Below are 17,178 nucleotides of genomic sequence, written 5' to 3' on the forward strand. Positions count from 1 at the left end.
ATGGAAGGGCGGCGTCTGTCGGATTGCCCTAGTGAGAGCGTATATGGTGCAGACACGATTTCTCGATTAGGTGGAAATATCTGGAATGTCTTTTGCACCTATGCAAAAATCCAGACATGGCCGATCTGAACGACATCGCCGTCTTCGTAAGGGTTGCACAGTTCGAGAGCTTCAGCCGTGCCGCGCACGCGCTCGGCATGCCCGTCTCCACCGTCAGCCGCAGGGTCACGGCCCTAGAGGAAAAGCTGGGCGTGACCCTTCTGCATCGGACGACGCGCAAGCTCAGCCTGACGGCACAAGGTCGTGCCTATTACAATCAATGCAGCGAGCCGCTGAGCGAGCTCTTCGACGCCGAAGGGGTGCTTACCCAGACGCAGAAGCAGCCGGAGGGTCTTCTGCGGATCTCCGCGCCGGCTATCCTTGGCCAGGAGCCGTTCTACGAGTTCCTGTCCTCATTTCTGAAGACCTATCCGCATATCCAGGCCGACCTGTTCATCACCAACCAGTTCCTGGACCTGATAGCCGAAAATATCGACGTCGCTATCCGTTTTGGCGAACTGCGGGATTCGAGTCTGATCGCGCAGCGCATCGGAAAGAGCGTGCGCTATGTCGTCGCCACGCCGGAATATCTGCACGGTCGGATTCCCCTATCGCGGCCCGAGGACCTGCGCCAACATCGATGCGTGCTCCTGCAGGCGCGAAACAATGAGGTGGAATGGCATCTGGTCAGCGGCAAGAAATCCATCAAGCTCCACGTCTCGGGGCCGGTGGCGGCGAGAGATTTCCAGGCGGTGAGCGCTTTCACCTATCGGGGCCACGGTATCGGCCTGCTGCCATCAACCTACTGTGATGCTCAGATCGCGAGCGGGGAACTCGTCCGGCTTCTGCCTGATTGGTCGTCGCCGGAAATCTTCGTGCATGCCGTCTATCCGACGCGCCGATTTCTGCCGGCGAAGCTGCAGGTATTTCTCGACGAACTGAAGGCCTGGAAGAGTCCCCTCTGGATTCCGCTGCGATCGCGAGCGACTATCCTAAGATAGAGTGGCCTCAATTTCATGCCGACAGCCAAATGTAGAGCTTCCCGCAATGCCACGTCGAATGCCGATCACTCTGCATTGCGGATGGGCTGCGATACCTCGATTGCAAATGGGCGAGCGTCAGTCGCGGAAGAAGTCGGGTCGCGCCGCAGTATCCGTCGATGTTGGGCGAACGCGCCCGACCCATAGGGCCTTTCCCGGCCTCGATCATGGCGCGCCATTTAATTAGCCACAATGTCAGCATGGCTGACCCGCCGGATTTTAGGCTACCCGCGTGCGATTTCGACGGCAGCTTTGCGCCCGCATCTCCGCCATTTGGGCCAGCTTTGCCATCGCCTAAAAGCGCACGTTACGGCCAGCAAGCCGGACGACGCTGCGCCTTTAGCGGGCACCCGCAAATCGTTCCGCACTGATCAAGTAACCTCGGCCTTAACCTAGCGTCTTTGACCCAATGTTCCGCTCGTTAGCGGATCGACGAAATGGCAACTGACCGCTCAAATTCGGGTGCATCCGGGCAAGCGGCGAATTTTCTGTGATTCTCGTTTCAATTCCGGTTTGCAAAGAAGATGCCGGCCATGACGAGTGTTGCTCCAATCGCCTGGACTAGCGTTATCGTCTCACCGGCGACGGCCCATCCAACCACGAGAGCGACGACCGGCGGAATGTAATAGACCGACGCGGCCTTCAACGCTCCTAACATCTGGATGAGCTGGTAATAGATGACGAAAGCGATCCCCGTCCCAGCCAGACCCAGTCCGAAGATCAGCGCCAGCAGAGCCTCTCTATGGACAGCTAGCTCGCTCCAATGTCCCGGGGCCGCGAAGGGGGCCAAAAGAAAAGCTGCAAAGACCATCTGGTAGGTAGCCAGCTTAACCGGACCAAGGCCCAGTGACACCATGAACCGCCTCGCATAAACCAAGGCCAGCGCATAACTTGCCGATCCGGCCACCATCGCCGCCACTCCGATCAACGGCGAGCCGCCGCTGGTCAAGGCCGCTCCGCGGCCAAGCGGCGCGACCAAAAGAATGCCCGCAAAGCCGATCCCTAGGCCAAGCGCCTTAACACTGGTCAACCGCTCTGCGGGAAGCGCGACGGCGACGATCCCCGCGGTGACGAATGGAATAGCCCCGCTGAGGACCCCGGCAACCCCGGATGGAAGATTAGCGGTGCCGATGACGAAGCAAACATATGGGCCGACATTGGCCAAGAGCGCCATGGCGGCGAAGTGGTGCGCAAAGCGCCAGTCGGTCCTCCCCAGCGATCCTCGTGCAAGGGCAAAGATGGCGATGGGGAGTGCGCCGAAGATAGTTCGCAGCCACGCCACTTCCAGCGGCGGCACGACGGCGACCGCCATTTTAATGAATAGGAAGTTGGTACCCCAGATGACACCGAGCAGAACCAATAGGGACGAGGAAACCAAACCAGGTATCAACGGCGAACTTGCATCGCGACGAGGGCTGGACGACTCGCTTACGGACTTCATATCTCGCACCTGAATTCGCTCCTCAGGTCGGCGAGAATGGCGATGCTAGTTGAAGATAGTCCGACCTACCGCAGAAGGTGGGGCCTCGACCCCGTCCCGTCTTGTCGATTCCTTACCTTCTTCGGTGAGGTCTCTGCGGCGAACCGCCCGGGGGTCACTCCGGTGAGTCGTTTGAAATGGCGAGTAAGCTGACTTTGATCCGAAAAACCCACCTCGAGTGCCGTTTCGGCTGGAGAGGTTCCTGTTCTCAAGAGCATTTTGGCCCGCTCCACCCGCAGACTGACGAGATACGAATGTGGCGGCATACCTGTCCCGGCCGAGAAGGCCCGGATCACCTGTGTGCCCGAGACCCCGGCCACATCCGCGAGATCGGAAATGCTGACTTGACTTTCCGCCATGGCGTGAAGGTAGTCACGGACGATCGCTACTGTGCGGGGGGCAACGCGCGCATGGCTCCGTTCTGGCGAAAAACTTCCGTGACGCGCAAACAGCCTGCGAACAAATACGGCGATCCGTGACTCTCTTTCCAGCAAGCTCTCGGTAAGCTGCGATGACAGATGCAAAGCTTCGAATTCATTGTAGAGCTCGACGTCGTCAATGACGTGGCCTCCAAGTCCCCATTCCCCGACCGGACCCGTCTTGGCGTCCTCGAGCATGCGACCGACGAGCGCGGGAGAAGGATAGAACATCCGATAGCGCCAACCCTCCGCGCTTGACGGCCGGCCCTCATGCACCACACCTGGGTTGATGACGCACAATGTGCCGGCAGGCATGACAAGCGAACTTGCACGGCCCGGCCGAAATTGCTGTCCACCAGCCTCGATCACGCCTATTGCGAAAGTTTCGTGCACGTGTGGAGGAAAGACGAAATCGCGATAATCAGCGAACAGGAACTCCGTGGCCTGGAACGCATCGTCGCTCCACGCCCTAGACTGATTGCTATCTGATCCAGACTGCTTCATCTGCAAAATCGACACGAAATTCGCTGGCGGCGAGGTGGGGTGACAAATCGCTCGCTTTTCGGCGCAGATGGTCACCCTTTAGGCACTTGGCAAGTCCAAGGGCATGCATATGCCCACGTTTCCTTAGCCTAGATAGGCGGCTACACGTCAGCGTTCCATCATACCAAGGTAGCAACAGTCGACTTCGATCACGGCAAGATTAAATGCTGGGAGGTAAGGAATCGACAAGAAAACACGGGGGGATCGGCTGCATATGGTCATTGTCGAAGCGGACCGGTTGAGGGTCACTCACTTGGTCGCGCTTGCATTGAACGTAGGAGACAGCCATGTCCACGAGCTCATCGTTACCGAACCGGCGAGATGTTCTTGCCATTACAGCGGCCGCCGGCGCCGTCGGCCTGCTTGGCCCGCAGAGCTCCCAAGCAGCAGCGAGCATGTCAACTCCCGCCGGTCCTGGCTCTGTGTCAGGAGCGCCGCATCTCCCGGAAGGCTTCAACGACGTCTTTGAGAGCCGGTTTTACACCGTCAATGGCGTTCGTCTGCACGCGGTGGTAGGCGGTGACGGACCGCCGTTGCTGCTGATCCACGGCTGGCCGCAAAGCTGGTACCAATGGCGCTTGATCATGCCCGCGCTGGCACGGAGCTTCCGCGTGATCGCCGTCGACCAGCGCGGGATCGGTCTGTCCGACAAACCGCAGGGTGGATACGACTCCGGCACGCAAGCGAACGATCTCGTCGCACTGATGAATGCGCTCGGCCACAAGCGGTTTGCGACAGTAGGCTTCGACACCGGCATGGGGATCGCCTACGCACTTGCGGCGGATCATCCGGAACGTGTGGAGCGCCTTGTCGTTGGCGAGGCAATCATCACTGGCGTCACTCCTTCGCCGCCGCTGATCACCCCCGGGCCCCTGAACAAGCGGCTCTGGCACATCGCATTCAACCGGCTCGACGGTGACGTGAATGAGCGCCTGGTTCGTGGACGCGAAGCCGTTTATTTCGGCGCGGAGTACGCCCAGTCGGCAGGGACACCTCTGCCCTCAAACGTCGTCAAATATTATGTCGATCGATTAGCGTCGAGCCCTGATGCCCTGCGCGGCAGCTTCGGATCCTATCGCGCGATCGACACCACGATTGCGCAGAATGCGCAGCGCAAGACACAGCGGCTGAGCCTCCCTGTCCTGGCGGTTGGGGGAGAAAAAGGTCTCGGGGAAGGGACCGCCAACACGATGAGGCTCGTCGCCGACAACGTGCAAAGCGTAATCATCCCTGGCAGTGGTCACTGGGTCGCCGAGGAAGCGCCCGAACAACTGGTGGCGGCACTGACTCCGTTCTTGACCCCCTACCGCGACGGATCGGTCGCTGCGCAGTGAACAAAAGATTGACCGCGCGCTGCTCCTTAGTCGGGGGAGCGCGGTCCACCCCAAGATGCAGGAGACTCGCATGAATTTCGAGACGCTCACGGTGCGTAGGGAAGCGGCCGTTCTTTTCACGGAAATTGCCGCCCCGCCCATGAACCTTCTGGGGCCGGAGCTGGTGCGCGATCTGGTTTCTCTCATTCAGCAAGCCGAGGCCGACGACAATATCCGCGTGATCGTGTTCAAAAGCGGCGACCCCGACTATTTCATTTCCCACGTTGACGTGACGCGGATCGGTGCATACCGGGAAGCAGCGGCAACGCTCACCGGCGAAGCCTCGCTTGGGATGCTCTTCCGATACCTAAGCTCAAGTCGACTTATCACCATTGCGCAGATCGAAGGTCGCGTGCGCGGGGCGGGCAGCGAGTTCGCGCTAGCCTGCGATATGAGCTTCGCTGCGCACGAGTCCGCGATCTTCGGGCAGCCGGAAGTTGGGTTCGGGTTGATTCCCGGCGCCGGCGGTATCCAGCATCTGACGCGCCAGATGGGTCGTGCACGGGCGCTTGAGACCATTCTAAGCGGCCGTGACTACGACGCAGAGCTCGCCGAGCGGTACGGCTGGATCAATCGGGCGCTTCCCGCGGCTGCACTTGGCGAGTTCGTCGCGTCGCTCGCTCATCGCATCGCCGGCTTTCCATCCGCAGCGCAAGCCCAGATCAAGGAACGCGTGAACGCAATCGCCCTTGCGCCGGCCGCAGAGTTTCGCTCCGACTCCGACCGCTTTGGCGAGGCCGCAAGGAACCCCGACGCACAGGGTCGAATACAAACAGCCATGAAGCATGGCTTCCAGACCCGCGATGCGGAACTGGATCTGGCCCAAATGCTAGAAGACCTAGGCGGCCACTAAGCTAGCAACATCCTCATTTTGAAGCTCCGTATCACCCAAGCAGGGCTGATGAGGATGCTGGGAATTCACGCCTAAAGTTAGGACAACAGTATGTTTCAAACATCACAAACTCGGCGGGACGTTCTTATCGCCGCGACCGCAGCGGGTGCTTTCAGCCTTCTTGGCAAGCAAATGTCTCAGGCAGCCGAGAGCGCTGCAATGCGGCCGTTCCGCATTGACGTCCCGGAAACGGAACTCGTCGATTTGCGCAGGCGCATAAAAGCGACGAGGTGGCCTGAACGGGAAACGGTCTCTGATGAATCACAGGGCGTACCGCTTGCGACTATGCAGGGACTGGCACGCTATTGGTCGGCAGAATACGACTGGCGCAAGGTCGAGGCTAAGCTCAATGCCCTGCCGCAATTCATCACCGAGATCGATGGACTGGACATTCATTTTATCCACGTTCACTCGAAGCACGAAAATGCGTTGCCGCTCGTCGTCACACATGGGTGGCCAGGCTCTATCATCGAGCAGCTGAAGATCATCGATCCGCTCACCAACCCCACCGCATACGGCGGAGATGCATCGGACGCATTCCATGTGGTGGTTCCATCTTTGCCGGGCTTCGGTTTTTCGGGCAAGCCGACCGCTACAGGTTGGAATCCAGAACGCACCGCACGCGCTTGGGTCGTGCTGATGAAGCGTCTCGGGTATACGCAATTTGGGGCGCAGGGCGGCGATTTGGGCGCAGGTGTAGTTACCGCCATGGCCAAGCAGCAGCCCACTGAGTTGCTCGGCATTCACACCAACTTCCCCGGCACAATCCCACCTGACATCGCGAAGATGCTCGCGGTCGGCAGCCCCGCCCCATCGGAGCTCTCCGCTGATGAAAGGCGCGCGTTCGAGCAGCTCAAAGTCCTGTTTGCGAAACGCCGAGCCTATGCACAGATGATGGCGACACGGCCACAAGCTCTATATGGATTGGCGGATTCGCCGGTCGGCTTGGCCGGCTGGCTCTTTGACCATGGTGATGGTTACGGGCAGCCGGCGGCGGCAATGACCTCGGCCGTACTCGGACGTACCATCAATGGACATGAGGCAGGCGATCTCACCCGGGACGACGTCCTCGACGACTTCACGCTCTACTGGCTGACGAACACTGCGGTTTCTTCGGCTCGGTTCTATTGGGAACTGGATTTCAGCCTTTACAACGCTGCCGACATTTCCGTGCCGGCTGCCGTGAGCGTATTTCCTGGCGAGAACTATCAAGCCCCGCGGAGTTGGACTGAGCGCGCGTATCACAAGCTTGTCTACTTCAACAAGGTCGACAAAGGCGGGCACTACGCTGCGTGGGAGCACCCCCAGCTCTTTGCCCAAGAGGTCCGGGCGGGTTTCAACGCCATTCGCCAGATCTGAAGCACAACCACGAATACCCATACATGAATGAGACAGGAGGCTCACAATGAGCAATGACGAGATTGTTGAATCAAGCTTCACAGCCATCATCAACGCCCCAGTCGACAAGGTAGACATCCCCAAGTGGTGTTTTACGCTGCCGGAGCATGAGTATCAGGGGTGTTCGCCGGCCCATATCGCCGCTGGATTCACCACGACGCCTGACGGCAAGCGCATGTCGATCAACGTGGAGGTGATCGGTGGCAGCCTGCTGGTCCAGCACTATGTCGAGAAGCTCGCGAAGAAGGACCACCTGATCCTCGAATCGGATTCCGACATCTTCACGCCAACGGGCCGCACGACGATTCACATCCTATGGGAACTGAGCGTCAAAGCGATCGACGGCAAAAGATGCGAGTTCACGAACCATGTCCGGTCAAGCGCGACGAAGGAGTTCGCGTCTTTTCTCGACCGGCAAGGAATACCTCTCGAGGTCTTCCGCGCGCAACGCCAACCCATGTCGATCGCTCACAACAAGGGTGAGACGCCCCTTTTTGCAGCCAGCATAGAGCGGGCCGCACTCAAAAACTGAGTGTTCGCAGCAATCAACTTTTCAAGAGGTCCCATCATGTCGATACCAAGCTACAAGAAGGAAACGACGGCGCTCCTGTTCGTCGATCCATACAATGATTTTCTTTCCGAGGGCGGCAAGACGTGGCCGCACATCAAGGGAATCGCGGAGGAAGTCGGACTCATCGACAATCTGCGCACGATTAAGCAGGCGGCGCGCGAAGCTAGCATTCAGATCGTCATCGTCCCGCACCGTAGGTGGGAGCCCCACGACTATGAGAGCTGGTCACACCCTAGTCCCTCGCAGCGCACTGTCATGCGCGGCCATCACTTCGCCCGTGGTGAGTGGGGTGGCGAGTGGCACCCGGAATTCGCGCCGCAGGACGGCGATATCGTCGCCAAGGAACACTGGGGCTCGAGTGGTTTCGCTAACACGGATCTCGACCTCGTGCTCAGGCAACACGGCATCACCCACGTTATCCTGGTCGGTTTGCTTGCAAACACCTGCATCGAAACGACGGCCCGCTACGCCGTCGAACTCGGCTATCATGTCACACTGGTGCGGGACGCGACCGCCGCGCTCTCAAAGAAAATGATGCACGCCGCACATGACCTGAACGGCCCGACCTACGCGCATGCGATCTTGGAAACCAGCGAACTCGTCAAAGCTCTCAGGCAGGGCTGAGCCCGCCGATGCAAACCGATTGTCTGCCACCCGAGATCGGCCCCGCTCGCCAAGCCGCCAACTACCGGAAGGCTTCAAGATTGCCGAGACAGCCCGGGACGGGCTGGTCCATCCCGAGAATTTTTCGAGGGAGGGCGCGCTTATACGTCGTGCCGACGTGCGCTTTGACGTGCAAATGATCTGGTCGCCATGGCGATCTATCACCTTCATGTCAAAGTCATTGGCCGCAAGGCAGGCTCGAGCGCTGTGGCGTCAGCGGCCTACCGATCGGCTTCGCGGCTGCGCGACGAGCGCATCGAACGCACGCATGACTTCTCGGCCAAACGCGGCGTCGTCCATTCCGAGGTCTTGCTGCCAGACGATGCGCCGGACGCCTGGAGCGACCGCGAACGGCTGTGGAACGATGTCGAAGCATTCGAGATGCGCAAGGATGCGCAGCTTGCGCGCGAGGTGGAGTTTGCGCTGCCGCGCGAGTTGAGCCAGGCGCAAGGTATCGAACTGGCGCGTGACTTCGTGCAGGCCGAATTCGTCAGCCGAGGCATGGTCGCCGATCTCAACGTGCATTGGGACAAAACAGAGGACGGAAATCTCAAACCGCATGCGCATGTCATGCTCACCATGCGGTCGGTGGACGGGGATGGCTTTGGCGCAAAGGTGCGCGACTGGAATTCTACCCAGATGGTCGAGCGCTGGCGGGAACGATGGGCCGAGCTTGCCAACGAACGCCTTGCCGAACTCGATATAGACGCCCGCATCGATCACCGCAGTCTAGAGGCACAGGGCATTGCATTGGAGCCGCAAACCCAGATTGGTGCGCCGGCCCAACGCATTGAGAATAACGGGCTTGATGGCGCCGGCATTGAAGCAGATCGAGCCGAACTGCACCGCGAGATTGCGCGCAACAATGGAGCTCGGATCGTTGCGGATCCATTTGTGGCGCTTGATGCCATCACGCATCAACAATCGACCTTCACCCGAAAGGACATTGCGAAGTTCGCGCATCGGCACAGCGACGGTATCGAGCAGTTCAACGCGGTGATGGACACCATCAGCAACTCGCCCGACCTTGTCGAGCTCGGCAAGGACAGACGTGGCGAAGATCGCTTCACTACGCGGAAGATGATCGAGACCGAACACCGCCTGCACCACGCGGCACAACGCATGGATGGGCAGGAGCGTCATGGGGTGAGTGACGTGGATCGTGCAGCGGCTATGGCGCATGCCAAGCAGCGCGGTCTTGTTCTGTCAGGTGAGCAGACTGATGCACTGGATCACATCACCGATGGCCGCGGTCTTGGTGTCGTTGTCGGTTTTGCCGGAACGGGAAAGAGCGCGATGCTCGGGGTCGCGCGCCAGGCTTGGGCAGCAGCAGGCTACAAGGTTCGAGGTGCCGCACTCTCCGGCATTGCGGCCGAGAATCTCGAAAGCGGTTCCGGCATCTCGTCTCGCACTATCGCTAGCATGGAACATGGGTGGGGACAGGGCCGCGATCTGCTCACCGGCCGCGATGTCCTGGTGATCGACGAGGCCGGCATGGTCGGCACGCGCCAGCTGGAACGCGTGCTCTCCTATGCCGCGGACGCTGGCGCAAAGGTCGTGCTGGTCGGCGATCCGCAGCAGTTGCAGGCGATCGAGGCTGGTGCTGCATTCCGTTCCATCCACGAACGTCACGGCGGCGTCGAGATCAGTCAGGTGCGCCGGCAGCGCGAGGACTGGCAGCGTCACGTCACGCGCGATCTGGCAACCGGCAGGATCGGCGCTGCGATCAGCGCCTATGACGCGCAAGGCATGGTGCATCAGGCTGCGACGCGCGACGAGGCGCGCAACGATTTGGTCGAACGCTGGGACCGCGACAGGCAGGCAGAGCCAGAAGCAAGCCGGATCATTCTTACCCACACGAACGACGAGGTGCGCGCACTCAACAAGGCAGCGCGCGCGCGTATGCGCGCTGCTGGAGATCTTGGCGACGAGGTTCATGTGGATGTCGAACGCGGTGCAAGGACGTTCGCAAGCGGCGACCGTGTCATGTTCCTGCGCAACGAGCGCGGGCTCGACGTCAAGAACGGCACGCTCGGTGTTATCGAAGAGGTTAGCATTCAGAGGATGACGGTACAAACCGACGATGGCAGGTCTGTGCGGTTTGACCTGAAAGACTACTCCCACATCGACCACGGCTATGCCGCCACCATTCACAAGGCCCAGGGCATGACGGTCGATCGTACGCATGTGCTGGCGACCCCAGGCATAGATGCGCATGGCAGCTACGTTGCGTTGTCACGACATCGCGACAGGATGGATCTGCATCACGGCAGCGATGACTTCTCAACCCGCGAACGGCTCGTCCGGACGCTGACGCGCGACCGAGCCAAGGACATGGCGTCGGATTACGATCAGATCGACCCAGCGCAGCACTATGCCGAGCGGCGCGGCATCACTTTCCGACAGCGTGTGGTTGAGATCGTGCGCCGGGTCGTTCCCGAGAAATTGCGCGACAGGATCGGCGGGTTGCTCGATGGGTTGCGCTCGCCCGCAGACGCCGGGCCTGGCCAGGGGCGGGAGCCGGGAAGGGAAGACGGTCGAGCGCAAAACGGCGACGTCGGCGCCTCGCCTGGAAGAGAAGCGTTTGCTAGGGGTGCGCAGCGCGAACCGGGTGCGTCGGTGGACGCGGAGGCGGCGTTGCGCAGCGCTCGCACGAAGGCGCTTGTGCGCCACGCGCGTGCTCTCGACGCTGCTATCAGCAGCGGAAAGGCGGGCGGGCAGGGCAGTCTGGAGCAGACGCGCGAATTGAGAGATGCGCGCGACGCTTTCGAGAAGGTTCGGCCGCATGGCTGGCGCGATGCCGAAGCGGCCTATGTCAAGAATCCCGAGCTGGTTCGTGAAGCGGGGGCCGGTCGCGTCAACCGCGTCGTGCTCGCTCTGCAGCTGGAAACCGAAATCCGCACCGGAACGGACATCGATCCGGGCCGTCGCGCCGACCGTTTCGTAGAACGCTGGCAAAAGCTCCACCAGACGAGCCAGGACCAATACCAGGTCGGCGACATGTCCGGCTACCAGTCAACACGCTCGGCCATGTCCGAGATGGCCAAGAGCCTCGAGCGCGATCCGCAGCTGGAATCGCTACTCGCCAATCATAAGAAGGCGCTTGGCATCCAGGTCGAATCCGGCCGGCGCCTGGGCGCGGAACTCGCGTTCAGCCACGGCATTGGCAGAGGGCGTGGCATAGGGATCTAAACCCTCCGATTTGTCGCCATTCCAACGCCCCAGGTCGATGAGATGCCGAATCCGATTGCACGCCAGCCTTGGGTTGTCCTGTCTGGTTCCAGCAGATGCCAAATGTTCTCAGCGAAAGGCGAGGCAGCCATGCCTGAACCGGATCGTATCATTCGCCTTAGGACCGTCCTCGCGCGGACCGGCTTGTCCCGCTCAACGATGTACCGCAAAATCGCCGAAGGCTCGTTCCCGGCTCAGATCAAGATCAGCGTCAACGGCGCTGGTTGGCGTGAATCCGACATCAATCGGTGGATCACTGATCCTGTTTCGTGGTGCGCCAGAGCGCGGCCGAACAATAGCGACTAGCAGCAATCGGTCGGCAGGCACATGGCCGCCAACGGATAGGTTCCACTTCCTTTCGATCCAATGACGGAGTAGGGGTCGAATGCAGACTTCCGCTCTTATGCGCGCTGGCCTTAATTGGACCGCGCCGTCTGCATCTCGAGTAGAGAAATCATGTGGTCCACTGATGAGGCCAGCAGAAAGTTAGGCAAAGAACGCAGCGCCCGAACGTTCGTTTCGTGGCAGTTCCTGATAGGTTTGCCGCTGCCGCAGGGACAGTTCCAGTGACCGCGTAGCCGATTCTGCAAGATGGCGATGAGAAAATTGCCTACTGCTGCGGGATCACTGTTGCCGATAAACCGTTGATAGAACTCAAGCACGCCTTCGCTTCCATGTGGACTTTCGTCGAAGGGCCAAGGCTTGCCTTCTTCGACAAGGCTGTTGCCGATCAGGTAAGGCCGGAGCGCCTTTTCGAGATAGTTGACGATTCCGAAATCACCCGCCAGCCGGACCCACAGCTCGACCGGTACGCCCACACAAAGCGCTCCCGTTCGGGGGAAGACATGGCGGTCTATCACGCGCTCGATGCGCCCTGCTGTCTCCCAGACGCTTGGAATCGAGCGCGGGTAATCATTGGGCAGCTCGACGCAGATGCTGTAACGGTCTGAAAGCTCGACATCACCGAGAACGGCGAAGGTACCTACAATGCGAACCTTCAGGTCAGCTACCTCCGTGTGCAACGTTGGATACCGGCGCCGCAGGATACCTCGAAGCTCGTCAAAGGCCGCAGGATTTGTCTCGAACCAAGGCCTTTCCATCACGCCTCATCTGACCACGGGGGAGCGGCGGCGCCGACGCTAGCGGCCGCGGCGGTCAGAGCGGCGACGCGCGGCAGCACGGTCGCCTTCTTCTCCACCTTGCCGAACACATGCTCCCAGCCGTACTCCCCTGCGGTATCCAGTGTGTCTTCGGCCACGGTGCGCAGTCTGTTGCGGAGCTTGTCAGTCAGTGCGAACGAGAGATCATTTCCCGTAGGGTTGGCCGGATCCTCGATGGCGATGTCGTCTATCTCGTCAACGAACGCCGTCAACACCCGTTCGAAGCGTTCCTGCAGGGTCCCCGAGTTGTCACCGCTCAGCACTTCGATGATCAACAGCTCCAGAGGGAAGGTGCGGATCAGGATGTCGTTGCGCGTGCGCCACAGCTTGCCGAGCTGGATCACATCGGTGCAGCCGCTGTCGCGGACATAGGAGATATGGGTTTCGAGATTAGTCTTGAGACGCTCTTTGTCCCCCTCGTTTTGATGCAGGAACACGTCCGTACTGTTGTCGTCAATGTAACGGCCCGGCACGATGTCGACGTAAAGATCCTTGCCCTTCTTGGACTTCAGCCGCAGTGCTGAACGTTTGCGCACGACGATGTATTCGTCCTCGAGCATCTCGGCGACGTTGTTGTAAATCTCTTCGAGAGTTTCGCCGGGCCCGGTGTCGTCATTGTCGAAGTAGCAGACCTCGTCGAGGTCATAGTCCTCGCGGATCATCGTGCCTTTCGCACGCGAACCGCCGTGGGTGAAATCCGGATCGGAGTTCGGGAAGGCTTCCCTGAGCAGCGCGTCGACCTTGTCGCGCTCCTCATCCAATGCGACCAACTGGTCGCAGCCCTCTTCCATCCTCTGGCTTTTGAGCAGATCCTTCAAATAATCGTTGTCACTCATAGTGGTTCACCCTGATCCTTTCTGCGAAACCGCCCACCCGTTTATCGAAGTCGTAGATGGCCAAGGCCGGGTGTGCTTTGGGCAACAAATCGAAACCGAGCGAAATCGCGACGGGGGCCGCGACCGCAGGAAAGACGTGGATCACCTTGTGGGTCGGATGCCGTCGCACGAGGTCGGCGAGCAACTGGCGGTAAGCCAGCCGGAACGCTGCGAGATCACCGCGCGTGCGCAAGAAGCCGGGGTTAGGCGCGACGCCATGGAGAGTTAGACGGTAGAGCCAGAACGTCTCATCTACCAGCAACGGCAAGGCCGGTTCCGAGATTGCGCCGCTCAAGGATAGGATCACCGCGACGTTGTCCTCGACGCTGCCTTCGCGCACCAGATCGACCGCGTATTTGGTCGAGTCTTCACCGGCATGCCAAGTCCAGCGGTCTGCCTTGTCGCGATGGCTCTGAAATAGATCGGTCTGCACTGTGTTGCTGAGCGCATTGCCAAGTACGACCAACAAGGGGATCGGCGCCAGGCCGAACACAGACAGGTGTTTCACTTCATTCATCGGGCCGCCATCGACGTAGACCGCTCGGACGCGCTCACGCAGCTTGCGCGCAGCGAACTGGTAAAAGTCAGGGTCCATCTCATCGCCAAGATCGGTCAGATCAACGACATGAAACTGCGACGAAGCCGGATAGCGCGGACGCAGCGCCGCGACGACTTCGTCCTTGCCGATTTCGACAACGCGCTCACCGATGCGGCTCTTGAGCGTCAGCACATTGGTGCGGAGTTCGGGACCGAGGTCGGCTAACATGCGGATGCGGTCCTCGTGCTCGCGTTTGTGCGCCAGCAACTCCTCGCGCGGAAAGGCCTCGGGATGCGTGTCGATGTTGTGGTGGCACTCGGCGCAGAGCAGCATCAGATTCTCGATATTGTTGATTTCGGCTGGCCGATCCGCGACGTCGCCGCGCGGCCCCGCCGCGCGGAAGGCAACAACATGCGCTGCCTCACTGAAGTTGCCGGGGTCCTTGGTCAGGGAATGCTCGAAGAGGAACTTGTTGCAGCCCCGGAACTCGCAACGGCCCGCGGACAGCGCGGCTAGGGTGGACCGGGTCAATTCCGGAATGCCGCGAGCCGTCACGACCGGCAAGGTATCGTCACCCTCCACTGCAATGGCCCGCTTGCGGAGGATCATGTTGTTCTCCCGCGGGTGCTTGCTTGCCGAACAGGCGATTTGCGCGCCCGTGTGTCATCGTCGCGCACCGGCTTGGGCACAAATGTGAACGACTCGTTGGAAACGAAGATGTCAGCGTGGTCGGGTATGGTCATGATCGCCTCCGGATGGCGGAAGTCGCCGATGCCCGGAGCCTAGCAGCTCGTCGATCAAAGTCAATTTTGTGTTACGCTTTGCGTATCATTTTTTTTCATATTTTATGAGGCGCAATCGGTATCAAGTCATTCTGATTTCCAGCCAAGCCGTTCCTTGAGGTGGTTGAGTGCATGATGTCCAAGCGCGCCGTTGTGCTGCAACTGACCGACGACGATGCCGGGGGCGATTCCACACTTGGATGCGAACTCGACTACCTCCGCGCCGTCGCCTGAGAATGTCTCCTGGAACTTTTTCATAGCAGCCGAAGGAACCAGAAAGTCTGCCGCCCATAGGTTCGCCTCGGCTTCTTGCTGCGGATTAGCGCTGCCAGGCCCCGAATGGACATCGATGAATATCTCCTTGCGGCTGTGAAGGAGAAGGTGCGCGCATTCATGGAAGAAAGTGAACCAGAAATGATCGCCGGTTAGATAACGTGCACTCTGCTGTATTAGAGCCTTGCGAGGCGATAGCCAGCGTGACGCACCGCTCGCCCGAGTCTTCGGAAGCGCCTTTTCGAGCACGAACACGACGCCGGCAGCCGCACAACGGCGCTCTATTTCTGGTAAGGCCTTATCTAACGGTACGCATGTAAGCTTACGCAGATCCCTTAACGTTCGCAGAAAGACGTCCTTATCATAAGAATCTGCTTCAATCGAAGCGGCACGTTTTTCGCCAATTCGTAACCAAGCAGCTAATGCGGGTCGATCTGCATCGAATTTCGGCGATGTTCTGAAGTCAACTTGTAATAAATCTGCTATCTTCTCCTCGCATGCCTTGACACTTCCGACACCAAAGAAGGTTAGTATTTCTCTAACTTGGTTAGGGTGGTCGGAAAACTTCTGAAGGCAGCGTCGCTCGGCCAACTCCTTGATAGGGAACACCTTCGCCCACTCGTAGGAAACAGCCAGAGACTGGTCTTCGGATGCCCGTGCCACATGTAGCCGATACGCAGCTTCCATGTTCATCCAGACCGATGCCGATACCTCCAGCACGCGTTCGAGCTGAAGTGCGGTCTCTGGCTCAACTGGTGCCTTTCCGGCGATGATCTCGGAGATAAGCTTGCCAGATCGTCCGCACCGCCGAGCAAGCTCACGCGCGGAAATGCCTAGCTCGTCCAGATACTCTTGGATTAGGTCCCCTGGTGGTGTGCTATGATCCGGCTGAAAAGTGTGAACTTGGTTTGTCATTTTGCTTTCCCTTCCGCAGCGGGAATCCTAGTCAAATCTACGATTTCGATTTCTGTGACGGAAGCCGGAACGACGCGCCGCACCTTCGCACGGCTTTTCACGCGTAGTTCAAGCCTGTGGCTCTTTCCAACGGCAATGGTGAACTTTCCAGATGACCTGCCGGGGGCAAGGCTGATCGGTGGTGAGGTGGGCACCTCGGCCAATGTGGGCGCGGCTTGGAGAACTGCCAACCGGCAGCAGAGCAGGCGCGCCACATCCTTGCCCAGAAAACGAACGAGGTTGCTACGGCAATTGTACAAGTCCTGTCGGGCTTGATCGGGGAAACAAATCTTCAAGCGCCGCCTCGAATCTGTTTCCCATTAGGTAACAGATTTCCTGGAGCAGCGCAACGCCGTGGGACTCACCGTCCTTGCCAAGTGATCGCCCGTCCGATGCCGCGAGTTAAGACGCTTCAGCTTCGGCGCCATATATCCACCAATGCGCAAAGCGGCCGTTTTGATCCTAGCCGGTACCGCCGCTTGCGATATCTAGCTGCGGATGGTCTTGGCTTGGCTGGTCGGAATTGCCGAAGGAGCAGCGCTTTGGTCAACTGCCACGCGCTATCAGATTCAACGTCGGCTTGCGCGAAAACCCATCTCAACGTCCGACATCGTTGACCGCACAGGCCCATTTAGTGTCGTTTGATCGTCCCCGACTTTTTTCTAGAGAGCAACTCCGCCACTTCGATTTCCAGCGCCTTGGCGAGACGATCGACTACATCAATGCTGGCGTTGTAGACGCCTCTCTCCAAGGAGCTGATGTACGTACGATCAATGTCGGCGCGGTGTGCAAGCTCCTCCTGCGACAGACCTTTGGCTAGCCGGGCCGTTCGCAAATTCCGAGCGAATACCTCACGTATCTCCATGGGTGGGAGATCAACTAATTGAAGAGTATTTCTCCACGGAGTATTCTCTACAAAGATTCATTGTGCTAGGATCCTCGCAGCT

15 protein-coding genes are annotated in these 17,178 nt (G+C 59.4%); 8 read left to right on the forward strand and 7 right to left on the reverse strand.

What is annotated here, in order from left to right; genetic code table 11:
• The first annotated feature begins 116 nt into the window (after positions 1-116).
• Positions 117-1,040: a LysR family transcriptional regulator gene (locus tag DPM33_RS03015; RefSeq protein WP_112095405.1), complete on the forward strand. Its 924-nt coding sequence runs from the start codon at positions 117-119 to the stop codon at positions 1,038-1,040.
• A 541-nt stretch (positions 1,041-1,581) separates the two neighbouring features.
• Here DPM33_RS03015 and DPM33_RS03020 read toward each other — a convergent pair.
• Together DPM33_RS03020 and DPM33_RS03025 are read right to left on the reverse strand one after the other, a co-directional pair.
• Positions 1,582-2,520, reverse strand: a complete 939-nt coding sequence (locus DPM33_RS03020) for a DMT family transporter (protein ID WP_112095407.1) — start codon at positions 2,518-2,520, stop codon at positions 1,582-1,584.
• A gap of 65 nt (positions 2,521-2,585) precedes the next feature.
• The gene (locus DPM33_RS03025) at positions 2,586-3,557 is read right to left on the reverse strand and encodes a helix-turn-helix domain-containing protein (protein WP_146770188.1); all 972 of its coding nucleotides are present in this window, start codon (positions 3,555-3,557) and stop codon (positions 2,586-2,588) included.
• Positions 3,558-3,808: 251 nt separating this feature from the next.
• Between DPM33_RS03025 and DPM33_RS03030 the strand changes: the two genes are divergently transcribed.
• The 7 genes from DPM33_RS03030 to DPM33_RS03060 all read left to right on the forward strand — a co-directional run bounded on the left by DPM33_RS03030 (position 3,809) and on the right by DPM33_RS03060 (position 11,955).
• Positions 3,809-4,855, forward strand: a complete 1,047-nt coding sequence (locus DPM33_RS03030; RefSeq protein ID WP_112095411.1) for an alpha/beta fold hydrolase — start codon at positions 3,809-3,811, stop codon at positions 4,853-4,855.
• A gap of 70 nt (positions 4,856-4,925) precedes the next feature.
• Positions 4,926-5,747, forward strand: a complete 822-nt coding sequence (locus DPM33_RS03035; RefSeq protein ID WP_167448925.1) for an enoyl-CoA hydratase/isomerase family protein — start codon at positions 4,926-4,928, stop codon at positions 5,745-5,747.
• 90 nt (positions 5,748-5,837) lie between these two features.
• A complete protein-coding gene (locus DPM33_RS03040) occupies positions 5,838-7,145 on the forward strand; it encodes an epoxide hydrolase family protein (protein ID WP_112095414.1) in 1,308 nt (435 codons plus the stop codon).
• Positions 7,146-7,191: 46 nt separating this feature from the next.
• Positions 7,192-7,716: a hypothetical protein gene (locus DPM33_RS03045; RefSeq protein ID WP_112095416.1), complete on the forward strand. Its 525-nt coding sequence runs from the start codon at positions 7,192-7,194 to the stop codon at positions 7,714-7,716.
• A gap of 36 nt (positions 7,717-7,752) precedes the next feature.
• Positions 7,753-8,379, forward strand: coding sequence for a cysteine hydrolase family protein (locus DPM33_RS03050; RefSeq protein WP_112095945.1), 627 nt, complete (start codon positions 7,753-7,755; stop codon positions 8,377-8,379).
• Positions 8,380-8,568: 189 nt separating this feature from the next.
• Positions 8,569-11,610 (forward strand): Ti-type conjugative transfer relaxase TraA, encoded by a 3,042-nt coding sequence (traA, locus tag DPM33_RS03055; protein ID WP_112095418.1) that lies wholly within the window; start codon positions 8,569-8,571, stop codon positions 11,608-11,610.
• A 129-nt stretch (positions 11,611-11,739) separates the two neighbouring features.
• The gene (locus tag DPM33_RS03060; RefSeq protein WP_112095947.1) at positions 11,740-11,955 is read left to right on the forward strand and encodes a helix-turn-helix transcriptional regulator; all 216 of its coding nucleotides are present in this window, start codon (positions 11,740-11,742) and stop codon (positions 11,953-11,955) included.
• Positions 11,956-12,065: 110 nt separating this feature from the next.
• Here the strand turns inward: DPM33_RS03060 and DPM33_RS03065 are convergent, their stop codons facing one another.
• The 5 genes from DPM33_RS03065 to DPM33_RS03085 form a co-directional block, all read right to left on the reverse strand.
• The gene (locus DPM33_RS03065; protein ID WP_112095420.1) at positions 12,066-12,749 is read right to left on the reverse strand and encodes a YchJ family protein; all 684 of its coding nucleotides are present in this window, start codon (positions 12,747-12,749) and stop codon (positions 12,066-12,068) included.
• Positions 12,749-13,645, reverse strand: coding sequence for a nucleotidyltransferase family protein (locus DPM33_RS03070; protein WP_112095422.1), 897 nt, complete (start codon positions 13,643-13,645; stop codon positions 12,749-12,751). Before DPM33_RS03070 ends, DPM33_RS03065 begins: the two co-directional genes overlap by 1 nt.
• Positions 13,638-14,831, reverse strand: a complete 1,194-nt coding sequence (locus DPM33_RS03075) for an SAVED domain-containing protein (RefSeq protein ID WP_112095424.1) — start codon at positions 14,829-14,831, stop codon at positions 13,638-13,640. The genes DPM33_RS03070 and DPM33_RS03075 overlap by 8 nt, the downstream gene beginning before the upstream one ends.
• Positions 14,832-15,091: 260 nt before the next feature.
• A complete protein-coding gene (locus DPM33_RS03080; RefSeq protein ID WP_112095426.1) occupies positions 15,092-16,192 on the reverse strand; it encodes a HigA family addiction module antitoxin in 1,101 nt (366 codons plus the stop codon).
• Between the two features lie 670 nt (positions 16,193-16,862).
• Positions 16,863-17,096, reverse strand: coding sequence for a helix-turn-helix domain-containing protein (locus tag DPM33_RS03085; RefSeq protein WP_112095428.1), 234 nt, complete (start codon positions 17,094-17,096; stop codon positions 16,863-16,865).
• Positions 17,097-17,178 lie beyond the last annotated feature (82 nt).

Origin of the sequence: Mesorhizobium hawassense (genome assembly GCF_003289945.1) — a bacterium.
GTDB lineage: Bacteria > Pseudomonadota > Alphaproteobacteria > Rhizobiales > Rhizobiaceae > Mesorhizobium > Mesorhizobium hawassense.